This window comes from Rhizobium album (assembly GCF_003122325.1).
Classification (GTDB): domain Bacteria; phylum Pseudomonadota; class Alphaproteobacteria; order Rhizobiales; family Rhizobiaceae; genus Metarhizobium; species Metarhizobium album.
Genome location: NZ_QFBC01000013.1, coordinates 80,164 through 105,159 on the forward strand (window position 1 = coordinate 80,164; position 24,996 = coordinate 105,159).

At 63.3% G+C, this 24,996-nt stretch carries 27 protein-coding genes; 11 read left to right on the forward strand and 16 right to left on the reverse strand.

The features are described 5' to 3' along the window. Positions 1-83: 83 nt before the first annotated feature. Positions 84-656, reverse strand: a complete 573-nt coding sequence (locus DEM27_RS23330) for a sugar O-acetyltransferase (RefSeq protein WP_109460652.1) — start codon at positions 654-656, stop codon at positions 84-86. A gap of 138 nt (positions 657-794) precedes the next feature. On the opposite strand from DEM27_RS23330, the gene DEM27_RS23335 reads away from it, so the two are divergent. Together DEM27_RS23335 and DEM27_RS23340 are read left to right on the forward strand one after the other, a co-directional pair. Further along, positions 795-1,307 carry a cupin gene (locus DEM27_RS23335; protein WP_420028853.1) on the forward strand — a complete coding sequence of 171 codons (513 nt, stop codon included), beginning with the start codon at positions 795-797 and terminating at the stop codon, positions 1,305-1,307. Next, a complete protein-coding gene (locus DEM27_RS23340; RefSeq protein ID WP_109460654.1) occupies positions 1,304-1,678 on the forward strand; it encodes a GFA family protein in 375 nt (124 codons plus the stop codon). Before DEM27_RS23335 ends, DEM27_RS23340 begins: the two co-directional genes overlap by 4 nt. Positions 1,679-1,686: 8 nt before the next feature. Here DEM27_RS23340 and DEM27_RS23345 read toward each other — a convergent pair whose 3' ends face one another. Together DEM27_RS23345 and DEM27_RS23350 are read right to left on the reverse strand one after the other, a co-directional pair. Next, positions 1,687-2,760 carry an HD domain-containing phosphohydrolase gene (locus DEM27_RS23345; protein WP_109460655.1) on the reverse strand — a complete coding sequence of 358 codons (1,074 nt, stop codon included), beginning with the start codon at positions 2,758-2,760 and terminating at the stop codon, positions 1,687-1,689. 236 nt (positions 2,761-2,996) lie between these two features. Continuing rightward, a complete protein-coding gene (locus DEM27_RS23350; RefSeq protein ID WP_109460656.1) occupies positions 2,997-4,211 on the reverse strand; it encodes a TIGR03862 family flavoprotein in 1,215 nt (404 codons plus the stop codon). A gap of 203 nt (positions 4,212-4,414) precedes the next feature. Here DEM27_RS23350 and DEM27_RS23355 point away from each other — a divergent pair, with 203 nt between their 5' ends. The 3 genes from DEM27_RS23355 to DEM27_RS23365 all read left to right on the forward strand — a co-directional run bounded on the left by DEM27_RS23355 (position 4,415) and on the right by DEM27_RS23365 (position 8,145). After that, entirely contained in the window at positions 4,415-5,431 is a 1,017-nt protein-coding gene (locus tag DEM27_RS23355; RefSeq protein ID WP_133251703.1) for an iron ABC transporter substrate-binding protein, read from the forward strand. Between the two features lie 69 nt (positions 5,432-5,500). Next, a complete protein-coding gene (locus tag DEM27_RS23360; RefSeq protein WP_420028849.1) occupies positions 5,501-7,093 on the forward strand; it encodes an ABC transporter permease in 1,593 nt (530 codons plus the stop codon). After that, positions 7,090-8,145 (forward strand): ABC transporter ATP-binding protein, encoded by a 1,056-nt coding sequence (locus tag DEM27_RS23365; RefSeq protein ID WP_109460658.1) that lies wholly within the window; start codon positions 7,090-7,092, stop codon positions 8,143-8,145. The genes DEM27_RS23360 and DEM27_RS23365 overlap by 4 nt, the downstream gene beginning before the upstream one ends. A 91-nt stretch (positions 8,146-8,236) precedes the next feature. Here the strand turns inward: DEM27_RS23365 and DEM27_RS34140 are convergent, their stop codons facing one another. After that, positions 8,237-8,386: a hypothetical protein gene (locus DEM27_RS34140; protein WP_165823546.1), complete on the reverse strand. Its 150-nt coding sequence runs from the start codon at positions 8,384-8,386 to the stop codon at positions 8,237-8,239. Here DEM27_RS34140 and DEM27_RS23370 point away from each other — a divergent pair. The 5 genes from DEM27_RS23370 to modC all read left to right on the forward strand — a co-directional run bounded on the left by DEM27_RS23370 (position 8,385) and on the right by modC (position 12,159). Continuing rightward, positions 8,385-8,696: a hypothetical protein gene (locus DEM27_RS23370; protein WP_109460659.1), complete on the forward strand. Its 312-nt coding sequence runs from the start codon at positions 8,385-8,387 to the stop codon at positions 8,694-8,696. The genes DEM27_RS34140 and DEM27_RS23370 overlap by 2 nt on opposite strands. A gap of 30 nt (positions 8,697-8,726) precedes the next feature. Further along, positions 8,727-9,341, forward strand: coding sequence for a general stress protein (locus DEM27_RS23375; protein WP_109460660.1), 615 nt, complete (start codon positions 8,727-8,729; stop codon positions 9,339-9,341). 187 nt (positions 9,342-9,528) lie between these two features. Beyond that, positions 9,529-10,317 (forward strand): molybdate ABC transporter substrate-binding protein, encoded by a 789-nt coding sequence (gene modA, locus DEM27_RS23380; RefSeq protein WP_109460772.1) that lies wholly within the window; start codon positions 9,529-9,531, stop codon positions 10,315-10,317. 19 nt (positions 10,318-10,336) lie between these two features. Then, the gene (gene modB, locus DEM27_RS23385; protein ID WP_109460661.1) at positions 10,337-11,086 is read left to right on the forward strand and encodes a molybdate ABC transporter permease subunit; all 750 of its coding nucleotides are present in this window, start codon (positions 10,337-10,339) and stop codon (positions 11,084-11,086) included. Next, a complete protein-coding gene (gene modC, locus DEM27_RS23390) occupies positions 11,083-12,159 on the forward strand; it encodes a molybdenum ABC transporter ATP-binding protein (RefSeq protein WP_109460662.1) in 1,077 nt (358 codons plus the stop codon). Before modB ends, modC begins: the two co-directional genes overlap by 4 nt. A gap of 31 nt (positions 12,160-12,190) precedes the next feature. Here the strand turns inward: modC and DEM27_RS34145 are convergent, their stop codons facing one another. From DEM27_RS34145 to DEM27_RS34155, 12 genes are all read right to left on the reverse strand, one after another. After that, complete coding sequence (locus tag DEM27_RS34145) at positions 12,191-12,352, reverse strand: hypothetical protein (protein WP_165823548.1); 162 nt, start codon at positions 12,350-12,352, stop codon at positions 12,191-12,193. Between the two features lie 93 nt (positions 12,353-12,445). Further along, entirely contained in the window at positions 12,446-13,537 is a 1,092-nt protein-coding gene (locus tag DEM27_RS23400; RefSeq protein WP_109460664.1) for an ABC transporter ATP-binding protein, read from the reverse strand. A gap of 97 nt (positions 13,538-13,634) precedes the next feature. Beyond that, a complete protein-coding gene (locus DEM27_RS23405) occupies positions 13,635-15,092 on the reverse strand; it encodes an ABC transporter substrate-binding protein (protein ID WP_109460665.1) in 1,458 nt (485 codons plus the stop codon). Between the two features lie 49 nt (positions 15,093-15,141). Beyond that, positions 15,142-16,170 carry a carbohydrate ABC transporter permease gene (locus DEM27_RS23410; RefSeq protein WP_109460666.1) on the reverse strand — a complete coding sequence of 343 codons (1,029 nt, stop codon included), beginning with the start codon at positions 16,168-16,170 and terminating at the stop codon, positions 15,142-15,144. After that, positions 16,167-17,042 (reverse strand): carbohydrate ABC transporter permease, encoded by an 876-nt coding sequence (locus DEM27_RS23415; RefSeq protein WP_109460667.1) that lies wholly within the window; start codon positions 17,040-17,042, stop codon positions 16,167-16,169. Before DEM27_RS23415 ends, DEM27_RS23410 begins: the two co-directional genes overlap by 4 nt. Then, positions 17,039-17,176 (reverse strand): hypothetical protein, encoded by a 138-nt coding sequence (locus tag DEM27_RS34150; RefSeq protein ID WP_165823549.1) that lies wholly within the window; start codon positions 17,174-17,176, stop codon positions 17,039-17,041. Before DEM27_RS34150 ends, DEM27_RS23415 begins: the two co-directional genes overlap by 4 nt. 266 nt (positions 17,177-17,442) lie before the next feature. Continuing rightward, positions 17,443-18,360: a ribokinase gene (rbsK, locus tag DEM27_RS23420; RefSeq protein WP_109460668.1), complete on the reverse strand. Its 918-nt coding sequence runs from the start codon at positions 18,358-18,360 to the stop codon at positions 17,443-17,445. Positions 18,361-18,373: 13 nt separating this feature from the next. Beyond that, complete coding sequence (locus DEM27_RS23425) at positions 18,374-18,829, reverse strand: RbsD/FucU family protein (protein ID WP_109460669.1); 456 nt, start codon at positions 18,827-18,829, stop codon at positions 18,374-18,376. 105 nt (positions 18,830-18,934) lie between these two features. Further along, a complete protein-coding gene (locus DEM27_RS23430) occupies positions 18,935-21,319 on the reverse strand; it encodes an aldehyde dehydrogenase family protein (protein WP_109460670.1) in 2,385 nt (794 codons plus the stop codon). A 3-nt stretch (positions 21,320-21,322) separates the two neighbouring features. Next, the gene (deoC, locus tag DEM27_RS23435) at positions 21,323-22,366 is read right to left on the reverse strand and encodes a deoxyribose-phosphate aldolase (protein WP_420028850.1); all 1,044 of its coding nucleotides are present in this window, start codon (positions 22,364-22,366) and stop codon (positions 21,323-21,325) included. A gap of 187 nt (positions 22,367-22,553) precedes the next feature. Then, complete coding sequence (locus DEM27_RS23440) at positions 22,554-23,288, reverse strand: DeoR family transcriptional regulator (RefSeq protein ID WP_165823558.1); 735 nt, start codon at positions 23,286-23,288, stop codon at positions 22,554-22,556. 219 nt (positions 23,289-23,507) lie between these two features. After that, the gene (locus tag DEM27_RS34155; RefSeq protein ID WP_165823550.1) at positions 23,508-23,678 is read right to left on the reverse strand and encodes a hypothetical protein; all 171 of its coding nucleotides are present in this window, start codon (positions 23,676-23,678) and stop codon (positions 23,508-23,510) included. Between the two features lie 384 nt (positions 23,679-24,062). Between DEM27_RS34155 and DEM27_RS23450 the strand changes: the two genes are divergently transcribed. Beyond that, positions 24,063-24,812, forward strand: coding sequence for a GntR family transcriptional regulator (locus tag DEM27_RS23450; RefSeq protein ID WP_109460673.1), 750 nt, complete (start codon positions 24,063-24,065; stop codon positions 24,810-24,812). The last annotated feature ends 184 nt before the right edge of the window (positions 24,813-24,996 follow it).

The following is a 24,996-nucleotide window of genomic DNA, read 5'->3' on the forward strand; positions in this document are numbered from 1 at the left end:
TCGGCAACGGGGCAGCCCTCGGTGTGATACCGCCTTCCTTCGGGCGCTGTTGCTGGCGCCCGGGCCAGTCATTCGGCCAAAGCTCATGGAGGGTCGCTTCGGCGGCCCTTTTTGCTGCCTGCAGGTCCGTTGCCGATGGCACGCGCCGGATTGCCGGCAACCGTGGCGCCGGCCGCCACATCCCGCGTCACCACGGCACCCGCGCCGACGATCGCCGCTGCGCCGATGGTGATCCCCGGCAGGATGATCGCCCCGCCGCCGATCCAGGCATCCGCGCCGATCTCGACCGGCCGGGCACGCTCGATGCCCCTCTTGCGCAAGGCGACATCCCGGTGATGATCGGCGCAATAGATATGCACCGACGGGCCGAGCATCGCCCCGTCGCCGATCCTTACTTTCGCTGAATCGAGAATGACGCAGCCGGCATTCAGATAGACCCGCCGGCCGAGATGGATGTTGAGACCATAGGCGCAATGGAACGGGGCCTCCACGAAACAATCGTCCGCCGCCTCGGCCAACAGCGTCCGCAATGCCGGCGCCAGCGCACCGCGCTCGGATGGGAGCAGGTTGTTGTGGGCATGCACCGCCGCCCGGGCGGTCCAGCGCAATGCATCGAGTTCCGGATCGAGGCAGTTGTACCATTCGCCGGCCGCCATCTTTCGTCGCTCGTCCCCCCAGCCTGAATCGGTCACGTCACGTTCCTCCTGTCGCCCGCCGAATTTGCCACGCGGCGCGGAACGAAAGATGATGGCAGCCGTTGACGAGGTTGCAATAGGATTGGGAGAAAGACGATGATCGATCCACAACGGCTTATGCTCGGGCCGAGCGGCTGGGTGCCGAACAACAGCCGTCTCCCGGTGCTCATCTATCGCCAGGTCTTCGGTGGCGACACAAACCGGGCAAACCGGATGGTGGACGCCTTTTCCGGCAATGGCTGGCAGGGGATCTGGCGCAACGGCGTGTTTTCCTATCAGCATTATCACTCTGAAGCGCACGAGGTGCTCGGTTTCGCCGACGGCAGCGCGCGGCTTCTGATCGGCGGTCCGGAGGGGGAGACGCTGGATGTCGCTGCCGGCGACGTCGTGGTGCTGCCGGCCGGCACCGGCCATTGCCGCCTGCAATCCTCCGCCGATTTCCTGGTGATCGGCGCCTATCCGCCGGGGCAGGAGGCGGACATGTGCACCGGACCGGAAAACAAGACGGAGAAAGAGGCCGCGATTGCACATGTCGCCCTGCCGGACATGGACCCGCTCTACGGTGCCGGCGGTCCTCTCGTGGTCCACTGGCGACAGGGAGGGGGCCAATGATCCTCCGTTCGGGAAGCTGTCTTTGCGGCGCCGTCCGCTACGACGTGCGTGGCGCGCCTTTGCGCATCGGCCTCTGCCACTGCACCGATTGCCGCAAGGAAAGCGGTTCGGCCTTCGTCACGTTCGCCGTTTGGCCCCGTCACGCCTTTTCGTCCACAGGGGATTTCTCCACCCATGCCGGGCGGAGCTTCTGCCCGTCCTGCGGATCGCGCCTGTTCTGCCTGTCGGACGCGGAGGCGGAATTGCGCGTCGGTTCGCTGGACATGGCACCGACCGACCTGGAGCCGACCTATGAAGTATGGGTGAAAAGAAGGGAAGACTGGCTGCATCCCCTGCCGGCCGCATCCCAGTTCGACGAGGATCGCGGCTGAGGCGCCTTTTAGCCGGAAGTGGCGAAACGAAACGGCTTGGCCTCGGCCTCGCCTTCCGGCGCCTTGTCGAAAAGCGCCTTGATTTCCCGCCACTTGCGACGGAAGGCTGCGACGCAGGCGGGGTCGAAATGGCTGCCGCTACAGGCGATGATTTCCTTGTAGGCCGCTTCGAGCGTCCAGGCCGGCTTGTAGGGACGGTCCGAGCACAGCGCATCGAAAACATCGGCGACGGAGACGATGCGCGCCTCGATCGGTATATCGGTGCCCGACATGCCGCGAGGATATCCCGTCCCATCCCATTTTTCGTGATGGCCGGCAATGATGGCGGCCGCGACGCGGGCCAGTTCCGCGGTGGAACTGCTGAGGATGCCGACGCCGATTTCGACGTGTTTTCGCATTTCGACGATTTCGTGCGGTTCCAGCTTGCCCGGCTTCTGCAGGATCGCATCGGAGACGCCGATCTTGCCGATGTCGTGCAGCGGCGCGGCGAGATAGATGTTCTGCCGCAGTTCCTTGTCGAGACCGACGCCCTCGGCGATCAGTTCGGCGATGGTGGCCACGCGCTCGACGTGATCGCCGGTATTGCCGTCGCGGGAGGCGACGGCCTGCGCCAGGCACCAGATGATTTCACGTTCGCGAATGTCGGCCTGCTCGCTTGCCCTGCGGAACGCCTTGTCGAGCGTTTTGGCCCGGTCGGCCAATGCCAGCTGGGCATTGCGCAAGGCCAGAAGATTGGAAAGCCGCGCCCGCAATTCCAGCGGATCGAAAGGCTTGTTGAGGAAGTCCGTTGCGCCGGCATTCAGGGCTTCCAGCCGCACGACCCGTTCCGTCTGCGACGTGATCATCACGATCGGCAGGTTTTCGTAACCCTTCTGCTTGCGCAGCCGCCTGATCACCTGGATGCCATCCATTTCCGGCATCATGTAATCGCTCAGCACCAGATCGAATTCCACGCGCGCACTGCGCTGCAAGGCCTCCACGGGATTGGTGAAGCTCTCCACGTCGCAGCTGGAAAATTGATGAACCGCGGCTTCCAGCGCCGCAAGGCTGGATCTGCTGTCATCGACAATCAAAAGGCGCATGCAAAAATCCCGTTATAGTGCCGTGGCCAAATGGCTTGGTTCCCGTTGTCTTTGATCCGGTCTTGTCACAACAGAGGAATGATCGCCGCGGGGAATTTTAATTTGGTAAAGATGATATTCGTTCTTGCGATATTTTGACGGAAAGCAGGTGGCGGGCGGACAATTCGACGACCAGACCTAAGAGTTCGTTACAACCCGACTACAAGTATTTGGACTTTTATCGCAGCGGCGTCGTTTCAGCCGGCGGATCGCAGCCAGTCGTGGATGCCCGATGCCGCCGCCCGGCCAGTGGCGAGGCAGGCGCTCAGAAGATAACCGCCCGTCGGCGCTTCCCAGTCGATCATTTCACCGGCGACAAAAAGCCCGGGCTGCGCAGTCAGCATATAACGATCGTCAAGACCGTCCCAGACAACGCCGCCCGCCGAAGAAATCGCCTCGGCAATCGGGCGGGGACGAACCAGGCGAAGCGGCAGGGCCTTGATCAGCCCGGCAAGACGTGCCGGATCGCCCCGTAGCGAGGCATCGGCATAGTCCCGCACGAGCGCGCTCTTCACCTTGTCGAGACCGGCTCCCTTGCGAAGCCTGTTCGAAAGGCTGGCCTTGCCATCCTGGCGTGCGAGGTCGCGGGTAAGCCGTTCGAGCGACCGCCCGGGCATCAGGTCAAGCTCGAGAACCGCATGGCCGTCGCTGGCGATTCGGTCGCGCAGGCTGGCAGCATGCGCATAAATGAGGCTGCCTTCGACGCCATGACGGGTGATGACGAATTCGCCCTGCAAGGCGCCGGCGGCCGAAGTCGCCAAGACGGACTTGACCGGCTCTCCCGCCAGCCGGTCGCCGAAACCCGGGCTCCAGTCGACATCGAAGCCACAATTGGCCGGCTGCAGATCGGCAACCGCGACGCCCCTGTCCCGCAAGCCGGCCATCCAGCTTCCATCCGAACCGAGGCGCGGCCAACTGGCGCCGCCAAGCGCGAGCAGGACCGCATCGCTTTCCACCACCACCTGCCCCTCCGGCGTTGCGAAAACCGGGGCGTTCCCGGCAAAGCCGGTCCAGCGATGGCGGACGAACAGCCGGACGCCCTGGCTTTCCAGTCTCTGCCGCCAGGCACGCAACAGGGGCGAGGCCTTCATGACCGTCGGAAACACACGGCCCGAGGTTCCGACGAAGGTTTCGGTACCGAGCCCGGCCGCCCATCGGCGGATATCGTCGGGGCCGAAGGCATCGAGCGCCGGCCGCAGGCGTTGCGACGCATCGCCGAACCGCGTGGCGAATTGTTCGTACGCCTCGCCATGCGTGATGTTCAGGCCGGATTTTCCCGCTAGCAGGAATTTGCGGCCGATCGTCGGCATGGCTTCGAAGATGCTGACGGCATAACCGCATTCGGACAGCCATTCCGCCGCCATCAGGCCGGCCGGCCCGCCGCCGACGATCGCGATCTTTCTGGGTGTCATCGTTCATCCGCCAACAGGTTGCTGGCCGCTCTTTTGTCCCGCATTCGCCGGAAGTGCAAGATGACGGACCCTGCCACGAACCGTCATGCGGCATTCATGTGTGGCGAAATGGCCCGCTGCCGTCCAAGCCGCCATTTTATGTTGGCATCTACGGTCTGGTTTTATTATGCCATGCGCAGAGGTCAATTCCGATGGAGGTTTTCATGAAGGTGACCAATTCTCTCACGCTCGCCCTGCTGGCGCTTACGGCATCGGTTGCAGCGGTCCCGGCCTCATCCCACGCGCAGGTCGCCGACAGCATCACCATCTACAATGCCCAGCACGAGAGCCTGACGCAGGAATGGGTCGACGCCTTCACCGAAGAAACCGGCATCGTCGTCACCGTCCGCAACGGCAGCGACATGGAACTCGGCAACCAGATCGTCCAGGAAGGGGCGGCTTCCCCCGCCGACGTCTTCCTGACGGAAAACTCGCCCGCAATGGCGCTGGTGGACAATGCCGGCCTGTTCGAGCCGGTGAACCAGGATACACTCGACCAGGTGCCGGACCATTTCCGCGCCGCAGACGGCAAGTGGATCGGCATCGCCGCGCGTTCGACCGTCTTTGCCTACGACAAAACCAAACTCACCGAGGACACGCTGCCGAAATCGATGCTCGATCTTGCCGATCCGAGCTGGAAGGGCCGCTGGGCCGCATCGCCGTCGGGCGCCGATTTCCAGGCGATCGTCGGCGCCCTCTTGCAGTTGAAGGGCGAGGAGGCGACGGCGGCCTGGCTTGCCGGCATGAAGCAAAATGTCACCACCTATCGCGGCAACAGCACGGCGATGAAGGCGGTCAATGCCGGCGAGGTCGAAGGCGCGCTGATCTATCATTATTATTATTTCGGCGACCAGGCGAAAACCGGCGAGAACAGCGGCAACGTCGCCCTGCATTATTTCCGCCACCAGGATCCCGGCGCCTTCGTCAGCATTTCCGGCGGCGGCATCCTCGCCTCCAGCCAGCACAAGCAGCAGGCGCAGGCATTCCTGAAGTGGCTGACCGGCGCGGACGGGCAGCAGATCCTCAAGGACGGCACCTCCTTCGAATATGCCGTCGGCAAGGGTGCGGCTTCGAACCCGGCGCTCGTGCCATTGAACGACCTGCAGGCGCCGGACGTCGCGCCGGCATCGCTCGACAGCAAGAAGGTCACAGACCTGATGACCGAAGCGGGCCTGTTGTAGTTCACCAGCGGATGACGCATATCCGCGCGTCCGGTCTGCTCCACCATATCGAGGAAAACAAAAGCGCCCATGGTTTCAACGGCAGGAGAGCAGCAACCGGCAGGGTTTGCCGATGCCGGGACGCCGGGCGATAGACCGGCCTGGTACGGCGGCGCCCCCATGCTCAGCGGATTGGCAGCCGTCATCGCCCTGCTGGCGCTGCTGCCGCTCGGCTTCGTCGTCTGGGTGGCGCTGGTCACCGGCTGGGACACGGTTGCAGCGATGCTCTTCCGGCCCAAGGTCGGCGAATTGCTGGTCAATACCGTCCTGCTCATTCTGCTGACCCTGCCTGCCTGCATTCTCCTGTCCGTGACGCTGGCATGGCTGACGGAACGCAGCGACATGCCGGGTGCGCGTCTCTGGGCGTGGCTTTCCGTGGCGCCGCTCGCCATCCCCGCCTTCGTGCACAGCTACGCCTGGATCAGCCTGTGGCCGCGGTTTCATGGGCTGCCGGCCGGCGTCGCCGTGTCGGTCGTTGCCTATTTTCCGTTTCTCTATCTTCCCGTGGCCGCGGCGTTCCGCCGGCTGGACCCCGCGCTCGAGGACCAGGCGGCTTCCCTCGGATTGCCGCCGCTGCAGGTGTTCTGCCGTGTCGTGCTGCCGCAACTGCGCCTGGCGATCTGCGGCGGCGCCCTGCTCGTCGGCCTGCACCTGCTGGCCGAATACGGGCTCTACGTGATGATCCGCTTTGATACCTTCACCACGGCGATCGTCGACCAGTTCCAGTCGACCTATAACGGTGTGGCTGCGAACATGCTGGCGGTTGTGCTCGTGCTCTGCTGTTTTGCACTTCTCGCTTTCGAGACCTTGGCGCGTGGCAACCGGCGTTATGCCCGGCTGGGCTCCGGCGCGGCGCGACGCGCGGCGCCAGTCAGGCTCGGCAGGGCAAAACCGGTCTGCCTGCTCATTCCGGTCATTACGGCGCTGTTTGCGCTCGGCGTCCCCGTTTATACGCTCGGCCGCTGGCTCGTGGCCGGCGGGACGCAGATCTGGCGGCTGAATGACATCGGTCTCGCCCTTGGCCAGACGCTGCTGCTCTGCCTGATCGGCGGCGTCGCCACGACGGCCGCCGCATTGCCGATGGCCTGGCTGTCGATCCGCCGCCCCAGCCGGAGCAACCGCCTTCTCGAGAGCTTCTATTACCTGGCGAGTTCGATGCCGGGCGTGGTGATTGCCCTGGCGCTGGTGACGGTTGCCGTACGCGTCGTGCTGCCGCTCTACCAGACGCTGGCGACGGTGCTGCTTGCCTATATCATCATGTTCCTGCCGCGCGCCCTCGTCAGCCTGCGCGCCAGCATCGCGCAGGCCCCGGTCGAGCTGGAACAGGCTGCCGCCAGCCTCGGCCGGTCGCCGGCGGCCAGCCTCTGGTCGGTGACGGTGCGGCTGGCCGCGCCCGGAGCCGCCGCCGGCATGGCGCTTTCGGCGCTCGGCATCATGAACGAACTGACCGCGACGCAGATGCTGGCGCCGAACGGCACCCGGACGCTCGCCATGGCATTCTGGGCGCTCTCCAGCGAGATCGACTATGCCGGTGCCGCACCCTATGCCCTGATCATGGTGCTGTTTTCGCTGCCCATGACCTGGCTTCTCTATAGCCAATCGAAAAGGATCGCGGGCCGATGAGTTTCCTGAACATCCGGTCCCTGAGCAAGCGTTACGGTACGGTGACGGCGCTGGACGATGTCGACCTGTCCGTCGCCTCCGGCAGCCGCACGGCGATCGTCGGACCTTCCGGTTCCGGCAAGACGACGCTGCTGCGCATCATCGCCGGTTTCGACACACCGGACCGCGGCGAGGTCGTGCTCGACGACATCGTCCTTGCCGACGGTCAAGAGAGCGTGCCGGCGCACCGGCGCGGAATCGGCGTCGTGGCACAGGACGGCGCGCTTTTTCCGCATCTGACCATCGAGCAGAACATCGGCTTCGGCCTCGACCGCCGGGCCGCGGATCGCCCAGTGCGCATTCGCGAACTGATGGACATGGTCGGGCTCGACCGCTCGATGCTGGAAAGAAGCCCCGATCAACTCTCCGGCGGGCAGCAGCAGCGGGTGGCGCTGGCGCGGGCGCTGGCCCGCAAGCCGCGGCTGATGTTGCTGGACGAACCCTTTTCCGCCCTCGACACCGGCCTGCGCGCCGCGACCCGCAAGGCGGTGGCACAGGTTCTCTCCGACGCCGGCATCGCCACGATCCTCGTCACCCACGACCAGAGCGAAGCCTTGTCCTTCGCCGACCAGCTGGCGGTCATGCGCAGCGGCAAGCTGGTTCAGGTCGGTTCGCCGCAGCATGTCTACCTGCATCCGAACGATGTGCTGACCGCGGAATTCCTCGGTGAAGCGCTCCTCCTGCCGGCGCAGCTCGACGGCGGCCAGGCGGATTGCGCCTTCGGCCGCATTGCCGTCAACGACAAGGACGGAAGAGGGCCGGCGACGATCATGATCCGTCCCGAACAGGTCGTTCTCATGACCTCGCCCGGCTTGCCGCACTCTTCGGGCGACGTGCCGACCGTGGAAGCCGTCGTCGTCGGCCTGGATTTCTGCGGCTCGACCTCCGAGCTGCTGCTGCACATCGGTGGCGACCGGAGGATTTCCCTCAGGCAGCCGAGCAGCGACGCTATCTCCGTCGGCGCCTCGGTGGCAATCGGCATGCGCGGCACCGCCCATGTCCTGAAACGATAAGGTTTTTCCTGCCCGCACAAAAAAAGACACCCCCAGAGGGGGCGTCAGTCGGGGATAGGAGCAAAAATGAAAACGATCGATTGATCGATGACTATGAAACGCGGCAGCGGCGGAAAAGTTCCAAGCTGAACGCTTTTCCGCTATCCTCATCTTCTCCGCTTTTTGCCGGGAACATAAACGCGTCTCCCGCTGTTTCTTGGCTGAGGCCGTTTATGGCCGCCTGAAAAAGCGAGGATTTCATGAAAGCATCCATCATCATTGCCGCCGCCCTGTCTCTGGCTTCGTCGATGGCTGTCGCGCAGACCACCAATTCCGTCGATGCGGATACGCCGGCAATCGCAACGCCTGAAAGCACCAATGCCGATGCGCCGGTGCCGGGCGAAAACAGCTTCACCGAAGACCAGGCGCGTGAGCGCATCACCGAGGCCGGTTATTCCAATGTGGAAGCATTGGCGCTGGACGCACAGGGTATCTGGCGCGGCACAGCCAAGAAAGACGCCCAGACGGTCGCCGTAGCGCTCGATTACCAAGGCAACATCGTCGCCCATTGATCCCCAACTCCAACAGGTAAGGAAGACAAGATGAAAACTGTTTCCGGACTTTTCGACACTTACGACGACGCCGTTTCGGCCGTCCGTGCAATCGAAGCTGCGGGCGTGCCGCGAGATGACATCAGCATCATCGCCAACAATACCGGCGAATGGTACAACGAGGAAACCAGCGGTGCGGCGACGGGCGCGGAAACCGGTGCAGGCATCGGCGCAGTGGCCGGCGGCGCCGGCGGTTTGCTGGCCGGGCTTGGCTTGATGGCGGTTCCCGGTGTCGGGCCGGTGGTTGCAGCCGGGTGGCTTGTTTCGACCCTCGCCGGTGCTGCGGCAGGCGCAGTGGTCGGTGGCGCGGCCGGCGGCCTGATCGGCGCGCTCACCAATGCCGGCGTCTCCGAACAGGATGCGCATGTCTATGCCGAAGGAATCCGCCGTGGCGGCACGCTGGTCACCGCCCGTGTCGAAGACGGTTTGCAGGGCACGACGGAAGCCATCCTGCAGCGTGCCCGCCGCATCGACATCGAGGCTCGCCGCAATGACTATACCGCGCAGGGCTGGAGCCGTTTCGATGAAACAAGCCCGCCGCTGACGGCGCGTGAAGCCGAGCTGGAGCGCGAGCGCTATGCCGCGCAGGTGCGTCGGAGCGGCTGATCAGCCGGAAAACCCGGATCAGCAGGTAACAGGAATGCCGGGTCGTAGCGCCCGGCATTTTTTTGTGCCCGGAACCGGGCGTGACCTGGCGCAGCCGCAATAGAAATTCCGTTCTCCCACTAGCCATCGGCGCGGCATCGTTATATTCAAAGGAATATTTTGATCGGAGAGGGAGAATTTCATGGGTATGCATCACCGTCGCTGGGGCAAGGCCGCCGGCGCAGCCGCAACCGTTGCCTGGCTTTTGACCGCAACACTCGCCTTGCCGGTCCAGGCCGCTGAAAAGGTTACCGTCTTTGCTGCGGCCAGCATGAAGAACGCGCTCGACGCCGCCAATGCCGCCTGGCAGACGGAAACCGGCAACGAAACGACGGTGTCTTATGCGGCAAGCTCGGCGCTCGCCAAGCAGATCGAAGGCGGCGCACCGGCCGACATATTCATTTCCGCCGATCTGGCCTGGATGGATTACGTCGCCGAAAAGAAACTGATCAAGGACGACACCCGCACCAACCTGCTCGGCAACCGCATCGTGCTGGTCGCCGCCAAGGACAAGGCCCAGCCGGTCGAGATCAAGGAGGGCTTCGATCTCGCCGGTCTCGTCGGCGACGGCAAGCTCGCCATGGGCGAGGTCAAGTCGGTGCCGGCCGGCAAGTACGGCAAGGCGGCGCTTGAAAAGCTCGGCGCCTGGTCGGCGGTCGAGAGCAAGGTGGCGGGTGCGGAAAGCGTGCGTGCCGCCCTGGCGCTGGTTTCTCGCGGCGAAGCCCCTTACGGCATCGTCTACCAGACGGACGCCGCCGCCGATCCGGGCGTCGCCATCGTCGGCACCTTCCCGGAAGACAGCCATCCGCCGATCATCTATCCGGTTGCCGTGCTGGCGGAAAGCAAGAGCGCTGCCGCTGCTGCCTATCTCGACTTCCTGAAATCGGACAAGGCTGCACCCTTCTTTACCGAACAGGGTTTCACTATCCTGAAATAAGCTTTCCGGGCTTGCCTCGATGAAGGTGAGCCCGTCATCTGCCGGCGCCGGGGGAGACGATTTTCTGTTGGAGTGGTTTTCCCTCAGTGACGAGGAATGGACGGCCATCCGGATCAGCCTGTGGGTGGCTAGCGTGGCGATGGTCGCCAGCCTGCCCTTCGGCATCGCCGTCGCGGTGCTGCTGGCCCGCGGCCGATTCTGGGGAAAATCCATTCTCAACGGCATCGTGCACCTGCCGCTGATCCTGCCGCCGGTTGTCACCGGCTTCCTGCTGCTGGTGCTGTTCGGCCGTCGAGGACCGATCGGCTCCTTCCTCGATGAACATTTCGGCATCGTCTTTTCCTTCCGCTGGACCGGTGCAGCGCTTGCCTGCGCCATCATGGGTTTTCCCCTGATGGTGCGCAGCATCCGCCTGTCGCTCGAAGCGGTCGACCGCAAGCTGGAGGAGGCGGCCGGCACGCTGGGCGCCAGCCCGCTCTGGGTTTTCCTCACCGTTACCCTGCCGTTGATGCTGCCCGGCATCATCGCCGGCATGATCCTGTCATTTGCCAAGGCGATGGGGGAATTCGGCGCCACCATCACCTTCGTCTCCAACATTCCGGGCGAGACGCAGACACTTTCGGCGGCGATCTATACGTTCACGCAGGTGCCCGGCGGTGATCTCGGCGCCCTGCGGCTGACGGTGATCGCCATCGCCATTTCCATGCTGGCGCTGATGGCATCCGAACTGATCGCCCATGCCATAGGCCGAAGGGTGGATATCGAATGACGCTGCTCGTCGATGTCCGCCACCGCCTCGGATCGTTTGCCGTGGATGTCTCCTTCCGCTCGGAAAGCGGCGTAACCGCGCTCTTCGGCCGCTCCGGCTCAGGCAAAACCTCCGTCATGCGCATTATTGCCGGCCTGGACCGGCCGGACGACGGCCGCATCGAGCTCGACGGCGATGTCCTCGTCGATACGAAAAAACGCATCCTCGTACCGAAACATCGCCGCCGCTTCGGTTATGTCTTTCAGGAAGCGCGCCTTTTCCCGCATCTCTCCGTGCGGCAGAACCTAAACTACGGACGATGGTTCGCACCCAAGGCCGAGCGCCGCGAAAATTTCGACCGCATCCTCGACCTGCTTGGCATCGAGCATCTGCTCGAACGGCGCCCGGCAAAACTGTCCGGTGGCGAAAAACAGCGCGTCGCCATCGGCCGGGCGCTTTTGTCTTCGCCACGCATGCTTCTGATGGACGAGCCGCTGGCGGCGCTCGATGACGCCCGCAAGGCGGAACTCCTGCCCTATCTCGAACGACTGCGCGACGACGCCGACATTCCGATCATCTATGTCAGCCACTCCGTTGCCGAAGTCGCAAGGCTCGCAAGCCGCATCGTTTTGATGAACAACGGCCGGGTGGAAGCCGTGGGCGAGGCGGGACAGATCCTCGGCCACCCCTCCATCGCCGTCGCGGTGGATCGCCGCGAGACCGGCGCATTGCTGGAGGGTCGGCTACACGCCTATGACAGCGACCAGCGCCTCGCCTCGATCATGCTGAAATCGGCGCAACTGGTGGTGCCGCTTGCCGAAGAACTGCCGACCGGACGCCCGGTTCGCCTGCACATCCCGGCCCGCGACGTCATGCTCGCGACGGCAAGGCCCGAGCATATCAGCGCGCTGAACATCCTGCCCGGTACGGTCGTGACCCTGATGAGCGGAACGGACGGCATGTGTGACGTCGAGGTCGATTGCGGCGGCGATACGATACAGGCCCGCCTGACCGAGGTCTCGGTCCGCAGGCTCGACATTCTACCGGGCAAACATGTCTTCGCCGTCATCAAGACGGTTGCATTGCGGCTTTGATCCGCGCTGCAGGTGCCAGGCGTGCCGGAAATCAGCCGGCAAAACGCTCCATCAGGAACGGCGCCTCGGTGTTGCCGACAAGCCGGTCGGTCTTCTGTATGCCGGCGGGACCGGTCGGCTGCCATGCCACGGCGAGCAGGAAGCCGGTGGCCGCAATGAAAGCGAAGGCGAGAAGCGAAAGTTTCAGTCTCATGGCGATGCCTCCTTCTTCGCCATGAACAACGAACAACGCGCAAAAGTTCCCTTCCGGCATCAAAACATGCTTTTTGCAGGAAACCGGCGGCTTTTAACGCGGAAGGGCCTCGCCGTTGCTCTTCAGGAAAAAATGCATCTTCTGCGCATCGAGTTGCACGTCGACGCTGTCATCAGGGCCGACGCGTGTGTTTGCCGGCATTTGTGCCGTGAAGGCTGCGCCGCCGGCCTTGCCGATCGCCAGCGTGTGTGGCCCCAGCGGTTCGATATCCGTGACCTTGAGCTTGATCGAAGGATCGGAGCCGCTGGCCGGCGCCGTATGTTCCGGCCGGATGCCTAAAATGACGGCCTGGCCGGCGTAAGGAGACAGCGCCGAAACCCGTTCCGCCGGGATCGGCACCGAAACGCCGTCCTGCCCACGGAAAACCGGACCGCCGTCGCCCTGATCGAGGCTGCCCTCGATGAAATTCATGCTTGGCGCACCGATGAAGGCTGCGACGAACAGATTGCGCGGGGACTCGTAAAGCGTGATCGGATCGGCGGCCTGTTCAATGCGGCCCTGGTTCATCACCACGACGCGGTCGGCCATGGTCATGGCTTCCACCTGGTCGTGGGTGACGTAGACCACCGTCGTCTGCAGCCGGCGATGCAGCAGCTTGATTTCGGTGCGCATCTCGATACGCAGCTTGGCGTCGAGGTTGGAGAGCGGCTCGTCGAACAGGAAGACATCCGGCTGGCGGACGATGGCGCGGCCGATGGCGACACGCTGGCGCTGGCCGCCCGAAAGGGCGCTCGGCTTGCGGGCGAGATAGGCGCCGAGATTGAGGATGCGGGCCGCTTCCGTCACGGCCTTGTCGATCTCCGCCTTCGGCGTGCCGCGCACCTTCATGCCGTAGCCGATGTTTTCGGCCACCGTCATATGCGGATAAAGCGCGTAGTTCTGGAAGACCATCGAGCAGTTGCGCAGGCCGGGGCGCAGCGCCGTGACATCGCGGTCGCCGATGCGGATCTCGCCCGAGGTCGCCTGTTCCAGCCCGGCGATCATGCGCAACGTCGTCGTCTTGCCGCAGCCGGACGGGCCGACGAGCACGACGAATTCCTTGTCGGCGATCGTCAGGTCGAGCGGCGGAATGACCGTGACGCTGCCGAATGATTTCGTGACCTGCTGCAAACGAACCTGGGACATCGGAGCCCTTCTTTCACGCCTCTGCGGCGGGTAGTATTTTAGAGACCGGTCCGGCTGCCCTGACAAGCAGCCGGACCTTTTATCGAGAAGCCGAAGCTTACTTGGCCGGCAGACCCATCGATGCGCGGTAGGCGGCAAGCTGCTTGTCGCGGCCGAATTCGTCGGTCAGCTTGTTCCACTGCTCGGCAACGCTATCGAGCGCCTGCTGCGGGGTGACTTCGCCGGCAAGAGCCTTGGAAAGCTCGATTTCGAGGATTTCCGTGTAGGAGAAGTAGCCCGGCAGGCGCATGTCGAGCGCCGTGTTGTCGGCGGTGACGGCAGCCTTCTGTGCGCCGAGATATTCCTTGGCTTCACGCTCCGAGAAGATCTTCGACCACAGTTCCATGTTGGTGGTGTGCGAGATGCGATAAGGGTTGACGCCCGTGCCGCCGGTGATCGCCGCCTGGCCGGAAACGGCCGGGCTGGTCAGGTACTGGATGTAGTTCCAGGCTGCTTCCTGGTTCTTGGAGGACGCTGGTACGGCTGCCTGCCAACCACCGAACGCCATGAACGACGTCTGGATCACATGGTCGAACTTGTCCCACTTCTTGGTCTTGTAGTTCCAGATCTCGTCCGAACCCGGCAGCGACGCCGAGCCGACGTTGCCGGCAACCTTCGACTGCTTCGGATCGGCGCCGATGACGCCGGTGTCGCCCCAGCCGATCGATTCCGCCACCTGGCCGCCGGCGAATGCGGCGTTGACTTCACCGAAGGAGAAGTTCAGTGCATTCGGCGGTGCAAGCTTGGAGGCACGGACGTATTCTTCCAGGCCGCGAACCCAGCCCGGATTGTTGACCTGCGCATCCATGGTGTCCGGATCGAAGAACATCGCGCCCGGATTGTCGGGATGGCTGGTATAGCCGGCGACATGGCTGAACAGGAACCAGAACTGCTGGCCGCCGCGACGGAAGGCTTCCGCCGTGCCCCAGAGGTTCTTGTCCGGCTGCTGGAAGAACTCGGCGATGTCGAGATACTGCTTCCAGGTCTTGGCCGGCGCCAGGTCGTAGCCGTACTTGTCCTTGAAGGCCTTCTGGTTGTCGGCATTCTCGAACAGGTCGATGCGATAGGAATAGGTGTGGGCGTCGCCGTCCATGGTCTGCGACAGGACCTTGCCGTTCCAGACCATCAGCGATTCACGGTAGACCGGGGCGATGTCTTCCCAGTCGGCGCCTTCCTGCATCGACTTCGGCATTTCCGACAGGAAGTCGGTGAAGTCAGGCGCCCAGGCCGGTGCGAAGGCGACGACGTCGAAGGTATCTTCGCCCGAGGTCAGCGAGGTGACGATCTTCGGATAGAGTTCCGACCACGGAAACTCGACGACGTTGACCTTGCCGCAAGTCTTTTCTTCCCAGCCCTTGGCGGCAAGCTGCAGCGCCGAAGCGATGTAGGGGCCGGTCTGCGTCGTCGCGGTGATCGTGACGCCGGTATAATCCGGATCGCACGCCGCCATGGCGGTGCTTGCACCGCTGAACGCCAGCAGCGTCGCGGCGGTGGAACCCAGTAGCAGTCTTCTCATATTGTCCTCCCAAGACTTTAGACGAGCGGTAAACTCACGGAATAAACGGTCACTTGATTGCTCCCAGAAGCAGGCCGGACCGCATCAGCCTGCTCAATAGACCCGCCATGACCACCATCGGGATGATGGCGACCAGGGCGGCTGCCGATATCGACCACCATTCGTCGCCGCGCTGGCTGTTCTGGCCGGCGACGAGAATGGGAAGCGTCTGCCATTTCGAATTCGTCAGGAAGAGCGCGAACAGGAATTCGTTCCAGACGAAGGCAAGCGTAATCATGAAGGTGGCGATCAGGCCCGGCTTCGACATCGGCAGCACGATGCCGAAGAAGATCCGCCAGGTCGGCACGTTGTCGACCATCGCCGCTTCCTCGACCTCAATCGGCAGCGCGGCGAAGAAGTCGCGCATCAGCCAGATGACGATCGGCAGCGAGAAGGCAATGTAGGCAAAGGTCAGGCCCCAGTAGGTATCGACCAGCTTGAAGCCGAGCTTGCCCATTTCCGTGTACATCAGATAAAGCGCGAAGGCGGCGACGATCGGCGGAAACATGCGCTGGCTGACGAACCAGAAGACGATATCGTCATTGCCAAGTACAGGCCCCGGCAGCTTGAACCGGCTGGAAATAATCGACAATGCCAGGGCGGCGATGAAGGCATAGATCAGTGACGTCGCCTGGCCGACGCCGAGATAGTGACGGCACAGCAGATAACCGCCGAAAGCGATGACCACAAAGATGACCGCGGAGAGCAGCCGGACTTCGAAGGTGAAGCGCACCAGCGCATAGGCCGCCATGGACCCGATCGCCGTGGCGAGGAACGCCGCCGACAGGCCGATGATGGTCGAGGCGATGAAGGTGCTGAAGAACTGGCCGCGCTGGCCGGACAACAGCTCGCTCCAGGCCGTCAGCGTCGGTTCGAAATCGACGAAGGGAATGTAAGTCGGCCCACCGACGACGCCGAGCGGCGACTTGAACGAGGTGATCACCACCCAATAGAGCGGGAAAAGCGTGAAGGCGAGCCAGAAAAGGCAGGCGGCCAGCGCCCAGAACCGGGCATTACCCTCAAGGGTGCGCACGCTCATTTGTGCTTCTCCAGGTAAGGCTTGAGAATGGCGAGATAAACCAGCCCGATGACGGTGATGACGATCAGGAACAGGAAGGAGAGCGCCGACGTGTAACCCAGGTTGAACTTCTTGAAGCCTTCCTGATAGGCAAACAGCGTCAGCGTTTCAGTCGAGATTCCCGGGCCGCCGCCGGTCATGACGAAGACCGTGTCGATGATCTTGTAGCTCTCGATCAGCCGGATGAAGACGACGGCGACCGAGATCGGCAGCATCATCGGGAAGGTGATGCCCCAGAATTGCTGCCACGGGCTGGCATTTTCCAGCGACGCCGCCTCGTAGACGTCATCGGGCAGCGTCTGCAGGCCGGCGAGCATCATCAGGATGACGAAGGGCGTCCACTGCCAGACTTCGACGACGATGATCGCACCGAGCGCCCAGGAGGTTTGCGTCAGGAACGGCAGGTTGGGGAAGCCGAAGAAGGTCATCAGCTCGTTCAGCGGCCCCATGGTCGGGTTGAGCACCTGGCGGGCGACGAGCGCCACGGCCACCGGCGCCACCAGCATCGGTAGCAGGAAGGTGACGCGGAACAGGCCTTCGCCGGGCACGCGCCGGTTCAGCGCCAGGGCGACCGAAAAGCCGACGACATATTGCAGGGCAACGGAGATGAAGGCGATGATGCTCGTCGTTTTCGCGACGTTCCAGAAACGCGGGTTCTGCAGCAGTTCGGCATAGTTGCCGAAACCGACAAAGCGCGCCGGCATCGGCGGCACCAGGCGCAGGCTCATGAAGCTGGTGGTCAGCGAATAAATCAGCGGGAAGATCGAGATGATCAGCACGATCAGCAGCGCCGGCCAGATGAAGACATGCTTGATCGGATCATTGCGGGTCATGACTTCACCCCATCAACGATCGCGCGTGCGCCGGAAATGCCATCGGCAACAGCCGCCAGCCGGCCATTCGGCATAAGCGCCGGCGCCTGACAGGCGCGCGCGAAAACCTCTCTGAAAAGAGATGCGGTGCTCATGAAAAACCCTCCGACGTCCCGAGCTCCCACGCAGGACACTATCGTTATCCCAAACGACAATATGTAGAATAATTACATAAAAATTATCAGTCAACTCATTTTACGAGAAAAATGACAATAATATTAGGCATTTATTTCATCGCCATGGCAATAAGACTTCTTTTTGATCTCTGGTTATGTAGCAAAATTACATGCTGGTAAGCTGGAATCCGGACAGGATCCAGTCTTGTCGGGAGCAAGCCGACGACCGCCACGCCGATAGGCCGTCAGCCCAGCAGCGCCTCGATCTCGTCCAGCTTCGGCATCGCCGGCGCCGTGCCTCGCCGCGTCACGGCGATACCGGCCGTGGCGCAGCCGAAACGCACGGCCTCGACAGGATCGGTCCCGCGCGACAGGGCCGCCGAAAATCCGCCGACGAAGGCATCGCCCGCACCGGTCGTGTCGATCACCGTTCCGGCCGCAATCGCCGGAACATGCACGGAGGTCTCCGCCGAATGGTAGAGCACGCCGCGACCGCCAAGCGTGATCAGCGCCACCTTGACGCCCCGTGCCAGGAAAGCATCACCGGCCTTGCGGGCGTCGTCAATGCTGTCGAGCGCAAAGCCGACAAGGGCCGCCGCCTCCGTCTCGTTCGGCACGATATAATCGCAGAGCGGATAGATCGAGTCCGGAAACGGTTCTGCCGGCGCCGGATTGAACACCGTCGTCACCCCGGCGGCGCGGGCGATTTCCAACGCCCGTTGCGCCGCTGCCGCCGGCTGCTCCAGCTGGGTGACGAAGACCGCCGATTGCTCGATGGTGTCGCGCGCCGCCTCGACATCGTCGATGCCGATGGTGCCGGCGGCACCCGGATAGACGATGATGGCATTGTCGCCGTTGGTATCGTTGACGAAGATGAAGGCGGCCCCCGTCGGCATGTCGTCCATCTGCACGAGCTTCGGCGTCACGCCGGCCTCGGCATAGGTCTTCAGCCCCATGTCGCCAAAGGTGTCGCGGCCGATCTTGGAGATGAACGACACCTTGCCGCCGGCACGCGCCGCGGCGACGGCCTGGTTCGATCCCTTGCCGCCCGGGCCGACGGAAAAGCCGCTGCCGGTGATCGTCTCGCCGATTGCCGGCAGGCGCTTCGCCAGATAGGCCGTATCGGCCACGAAAATACCGAGAATGGAAACCCCCGCCTTCATCATTCTCTCCCGGTCACGCCGATGCCGGCGGGATGACGCCCTTGGTGATCAGGAAGCAGCCGTAAAAGCGGGTTTCGCCGGTCTGGATGACGGCATAAGCCTTTTTCGCCTCGTCATAGAACTTGAACCGCTCTATGCCGTACATCGGTGCCGACTGGCCTTCGGCGGCGTCGATTTCGGCCTGGACTTCGGCCTGCACCGCCGGGATCTCGTCCGGTGCGCCCATGATTTCCATGCGGCCGACGGAAGGCTGCAGCGGCGTGTCGAGCGGCAGGACCGACAGCACCGCCTTGAAGGCGCGGGCGGCGGACACGTTGTCTATCCGCAGGAGTTCGCCGAACACCGTATGGCGGGCAATCGAATCCGACGGAAAGTTGGTATCGGCAATCACCAGCGTATCGCCATGGCCCATGGAGCGCAGGACGTACAGCACATCGGCGTTGAGTGCCGGGTCGAGATTCTTGAGCATGGTTCCTCCCTCGATTTCCAAGATGACGGCCGCTTTTGCCGCCGGTGCAGGGAACGGACGAACAGCCCGATCCCTTGTCGTTTCCCCGCCTCGGCGGGCCGTTTCTCACTCCCCGTAGGGGATCCAGATGTTCTTGACGTCAACCGCCTGGCGCAGGAACACCGGTCCCTCGGCGACAGCCGGGTTCATCCAGTCCGTAGCCTTGCCGTAATCGACGAAGGTCCGCTTGAGGTTGCCGGCAGAAAGCTTTTCGACCAGCGTCGAAAGCTCCTCGGAACCGAAAGCCCACAGCGCATCGACATCATTGTGCGAGGCGAGCGCGGTGGCCAGATCCTTGACCGAACCGGTGACGATATTGATGACGCCGGCCGGCACATCCGAGGTCTCCAGCACCGAATACAGATCCGTCGCCGACAGCGGATAGACTTCGCTCGGCACCGCCACGACCCGGTTGCCCATGGCGATCAACGGCGCGACGAGGCTGATGAAGCCGAGCAGCGGCGCTTCCGGCGGGCAGATGACGCCGGCGACACCGATGGCTTCCGGCATGGCAAGGGCGACGCCGCGCAGCGGCGGGGCGTGAACCACGCCCTCGTATTTGTCGGCCCAGGCGCCGTAGCTGAACAGGCGCGAGATCGATGCATCCACCTCGGCGGCAGCGGCAGAGGCCGAAGCGCCGGTCATGGCGCTGATGCGGGCGGCAAATTCGCCGGCGCGGCCGCTCAGGTTTTCAGCGATGTAATAAAGGATCTGCGCCCGGTTATGCGCCGTGGCGCCCGACCATGCCGAGGCACCGCGGGCGGCCGCGACGGCGTTGCGGATGTCCTTGCGGTTGCCTTCGCCGACTTCGCCGATCACCTTGCCCTTGGAAGAAACGACGGGGCGGTTGTAGTTGCCGTCGGGACGGGCCTGCTTGCCACCGACGAAAAGCTTGGCGGTGCGATCGAGCACCGGCATGGCGAACTCGCCGGCGCTGACCTTCAGCGACGGAGCGGCGATGGCCGCACGCGGCTTGCGCCCGGCCCAGGCCTTCGGTTTCAGATATTCGTAAGCACCTTCCTTGCCGCCTTCGCGGCCGAAACCCGACTCCTTCTTGCCGCCGAAACCGACGCCGGCATCGAAAAGATTGGTGGCATTGACCCAGACGACACCGGCCTGCAGCTTGGCGGCGACGTTCAGCGCCAGGCCGATCGTCTCGCTCCAGACGCTGGCCGCAAGGCCGTAGCGCGTGTGATTGGCAAGCTGGATCGCTTCTTCCGGCGTGCGGAACGTCATCGAAACGACGACAGGCCCGAAAATTTCTTCCGTTGCGACGATGAAGGTCGGCTGCACGCCGGAAAGCAGCGTCGGCGGATAGAAGCTGCCGCCCTTCGGCAGGTCGATCTTCGCCTGATGCAGCACCGCGCCCTCGGAAACCCCCTGGTTCACCAGCTTCTCGATGCGGGAAAGCTGCACCGGCGCGACGATGGCGCCCATGTCGATCGCCTTGTCGAGCGGCAGGCCGACGCGCAGGTTCTGCATGCGGCGCTTCAATCGCTTGTGGAACAGCGGCGCGATGCCTTCATGCACCAACAGGCGCGAGCCGGCGCAGCACACCTGGCCCTGATTGAACCAGATGGCATCGACCACGCCTTCCACGGCGCCATCGATATCCGCATCGTCGAAGACGATGAACGGCGACTTGCCGCCCAGTTCCAGCGTCAGCGACTTGCCGCTGCCGGCGGTGCGCTCACGGATGATGCGGCCGACTTCGGTCGAGCCAGTGAAGGCGATCTTGTCTATATCGCCGTGATCGACGATCAGCGCACCGGTTTCGCCCTCGCCGGTGACGACGTTGAGCACGCCCGGCGGCAGGCCGGCGGCAGCCGCCAGCTCGGCGAACAGAAGCGCGGTCAGCGAAGTGAATTCCGCCGGCTTCAGGACGACGGTGTTGCCGAGCGCCAGCGCCGGCGCCACCTTCCAGGCCAGCATCAGGAACGGGAAGTTCCACGGAATGATCTGGCCGACGACGCCGACGGGCGCATGGTCGGCAAATTCGCTTTCCTGCAGCTGCGCCCAGCCGGCATGGTGATAGAAGTGGCGGGCGGCGAGCGGCACGTCGATGTCGCGGGTCTCGCGGATCGGCTTGCCGTTGTCGATGGCTTCGACGACGGCGATCAGGCGGCCGTGCTTCTGGATGGTGCGGGCAAGCGCGTAGAGATAGCGGGCGCGGGCATGGCCCGGCAGCTTCGACCAGGCGCCCTGCGCCTTGCGGGCGGCCGCCACGGCGGCATCGACATCCGACTGGTCGCCGATAGCGAGCTTGGCAAGCACCTTGCCGGTGGCCGGCTCGAACGTGTCGAAGCTCTTGGCCGAGGCCGATTTGACGAAGGCGCCGCCGATGAAGTGGCCGAAATCGCCGTTGTGGCGGGCAAGCCAGGCACGGGCTTCCGTATCGGCTTCGGGGGCGGGACCGTAACTCATCTCATCAAAATAGGTTGCGACAGACATGGCTTATCCAATCGGGTGTCTGTTGAAGGCGGAGTAAGCGCCGGTGACGTGGTGCTCGAGCTGACGTTCGATGTCGGCGAGCAGGCTGGAGGCACCGATGCGAAACAGATCCGGCTCCAGCCATTCGCGGCCAAGCTCCTCGCGCATCAGGAACTGGTAGTTCAGCACATCCTTCGCCGTCGAAATGCCGCCGGCCGGCTTGTAGCCGATCTTGATGCCGGTGCGCTCCTCATAGGCGCGGATGGCGCGCAGCATGGTCAGCGTCACGGCAAGCGTGGCGTTGACGCCTTCCTTGCCGGTGGAGGTCTTGATGAAATCGGCACCGGCCATCATGCAGACCAGCGAGGCCTTGGCGACGTTGCGCAAGGTCTTGAGGTCGCCGGTCGCCAGGATCGCCTTGACATGGGCATCGCCGCAGGCGGCCCGGTAATCCTTCATCTCGTCGTAGAGCGCCTTCCAGTTGCCGGTCAGCACGTGCTCGCGGGTGATGACGATGTCGATTTCCCTGGCGCCGTCGGCGACCGATTCCTCGATCTCCTTCACCTTGAGATGATGCGGGCTGAGGCCGGCCGGAAAGCCGGTGGAGACGGCTGCGACCGGAATGCCGGAGGAGCCGAGCGCCTCGACGGCGGTGGCGACGAAACGATGATAGACGCAGATGGCGCCGGTGGTGATCGTCCGGCCGCCCATGCCGAGCGCTTCCAGGAGATCCGGGCGGATCGGCGTGATCGCCTTGGCGCAGAGCCGCTTGACGCGCTCGGTGGTATCGTCGCCGCTGAGCGTCGTCAGGTCGATGCAGGTGACGGCCTTGAGCAGCCAGGCCGCCTGCGCGTCCTTCTTGACGGTGCGGCGGCCGGGCAGGGTGGCGACGCGGCGTTCGGTGGCCGAAAGGTTGACGCGGCTGTCGAGCACCCAGGACAGGTCGAGATCCATGCCCGGATTGCGCTGCAGGTTGTGGCCGCTTACGGCAAGGGGTCCGCCGGCGTGATGGACGCGCGCAACACCGGCCGTGTCCACAGGACTGGTTTCCAAGTGAGGTCCTCCCATTGTCATCCGCAGCGCTTCGAAGACGACACCAAACCTGCCGCCATCCGGCGGCACGTTGTGCGGATTTGTTATTTTTATCTCAAATTCATTGTTATGATTTCACCATTCCTCGCCGCGGTCAAGGCATCTTGTGCGAATTGTTCCGCCGCGCGGCATTTCCGGCAACTCCACGCTTCCCGCAAATGACTCAGGCCGCCGAAGACAGGCTGAGTTCGCCGTTTTCGGTGACGATCGCGTCGAAACGGTCGATCTCGCCGAAGAATGCCGGTTTCAGCTTGCCGATCTTGCTGCTGTCGGTGACCAGCACGTTCTTGCGCGCCAGCGACATGACCTTCCGCTTGATCTGCGCTTCATGGAAATAGGCGCAGGTGGCGCCACGCTTCTGGTCGACGCCGGCAGCCGAGAGAAAAGCGACGTTGATGCCGAGTTCATCCAGCGAATCAAGGCCGGACGAGCCGGAAAACGAAGCAGAAGAGGGGTGATAGAGGCCGCCGAGCATGACGACGCTGATATTCGGCTTGCGCGTCAGCCGGTCGGCAATGTTCAGCGCGTAACAGACCGCCATGACGGGCATGTCGGCCGGAATCATCTCGACGAGATAGGCGAGCGTCGTGCCGCAATCGATAAAGATCGTTTCATCCGGACGGATATATTTCAGCGCATGCGTGCAGGCGTCCTGCTTCGCCCGGGCATGACTGTCCGCGGCTTTCGCCAGTTCATACGGGCCATCGCTCTCCAGGTCCATGGCCGGGACGATATGACCGCCGAAATAACCGAACAGACCGGGATTTTCGCTGACATCGCGGCGCACGGTCATTTCCGATACGTCGAGCAGCAGCGCGGCATCACGAATATGCAGCACCCGCCGCTGCGACAGCGCCTCCGTCAGGGCCGATACGCGCACCGCTTTTCTGGACATGATGAAAACCTCACAAACCGGCCGAAGTAAACCAGGCAAACCGATGATATCTTCGATTTTGTGAAAAATATAACAGTTTTTGTGATCAAGCAATCCCTCTGCGGCGCCGCCAGCGACAAAAACCGCCGTCCGTCCGCGTCCGGCGAGATCGGATGGCGGGCGCCATAAGTCATCGACCGCCGCAGCCGGCGAGAAAGTTATCGCGTCAAGCCGCTGCGAGACTCATTGTTTCGGCGTGTGGACGATATGCCCCGGCGCGATCGGATCGCTGGCGGGAAAGGTCTCTTCCAAAGCCTCGTCGAGCGCCTCTTCCTGCTCCTTCCAGTCTTCCTCCGGGGTCGCCGGAGCATGCGACGGCTGGGGGATAGGCTGGTCGTTCTGCTTCTGCGTCATGGTCGACTCCGTTTTGTTGTGATCCATACGGGGCTGCGCATCGGCGCTCGAATGCCTCGGACAGGAATTTAGCGCTTCTCGTAGCGCGGTCAACGCAGGCGACCGATTATCCGCCGGAACAGCCGCGTGGTTTTCCGGCGCCTTTCCCGGCGGCAAACTGTTCAATTCCATCGCCGTCCCAAATAACCTTTGTTTTTAATCCATTAAATTTGGGCAGCGGAGGAATGGCCGTGACAGATTGACCACCTTCGCGAGATAGGTATCTTATTGGTCACGCAATTGGTATGGCCGAAACAACCGGCAAACGGCGACACGCCTGAAAAGGGCGGACAAGCCGTCGTGGATGTGCAGCAGTTCCGCTACGGTCCTGCGAAGAATGGGGGGATGATGACAGCGGGCAGCCTGGTTTCCTTTCTCAAGTCGGGAATGGCGGAGCAACCGCATGGCCTCCGCAGCGCTGTCGTCGCCCAGGTCATCCGCCAGGCGGTGCAGCAGGGGCTTCTGGCGCCGGGTGACGCCCTGCCGGCCGAGCGGGTTCTCTGCGATGTCTTCGACGTGTCGCGGACCACGCTGCGCCGGGCGCTCGATTTTCTCGAGGCCGCCAGCGTCATCGACCGTCGGCCCGGTGCCGGCAACTTCATTTCTCCCGGCGTGATGGCCCCGAAAGCGCCGCTGACCGGCTTTACCCAGGACATGGAAAGCCGCGGCATGGTGCCCCATTCCAAGGTGCTGGGCAATCGGCGCGCGCTCGTCAGCCCGGACGAGTCCTTCCATCTCGGCCTGGCGCCGGGATCGCGCGTGCTGCGCCTCGAACGATTGCGGTATGCCGACCAGCAGCCGGTCTCCCTGGAAATATCGGTGTTGCCGGTGGAAGCGATCCCGGCCGACTACGACGGCACCACCTCGCTGTATTCGGCAATGTCGAAGACCGGTTCGCACCCGATCAAGATGGTGCAGCGGTACGGCGCCACGGCCGCGACATGGGAACAGGCCGGCCATCTGGCCGTGTCGCAGGGCGCGCCGCTGCTCGTCATCCAGCGGCTGGGTTTCTCGCAGGCGGGACGGGCGGTCGAATTCACGCGCTCGCTGTTCCGCGGCGACCGGTTCTTCATGTCTTCGGAACTCGACGTCTAGACATAATTCAAGGACACCGGCTTCCGAACTGCTATTCTTCACGAGGAAGCGCATCGCCTGCAAGGTCATATAGCGCCGTCTTGCATAGCAGCGAGGCGCCTCCGTCAGGGTATCTTTTGTCGGGAGGTATTAGAATGGTTTTGTGTTCATTGCATATTGGTCCGGTTTGAGGTCTATAATGCCC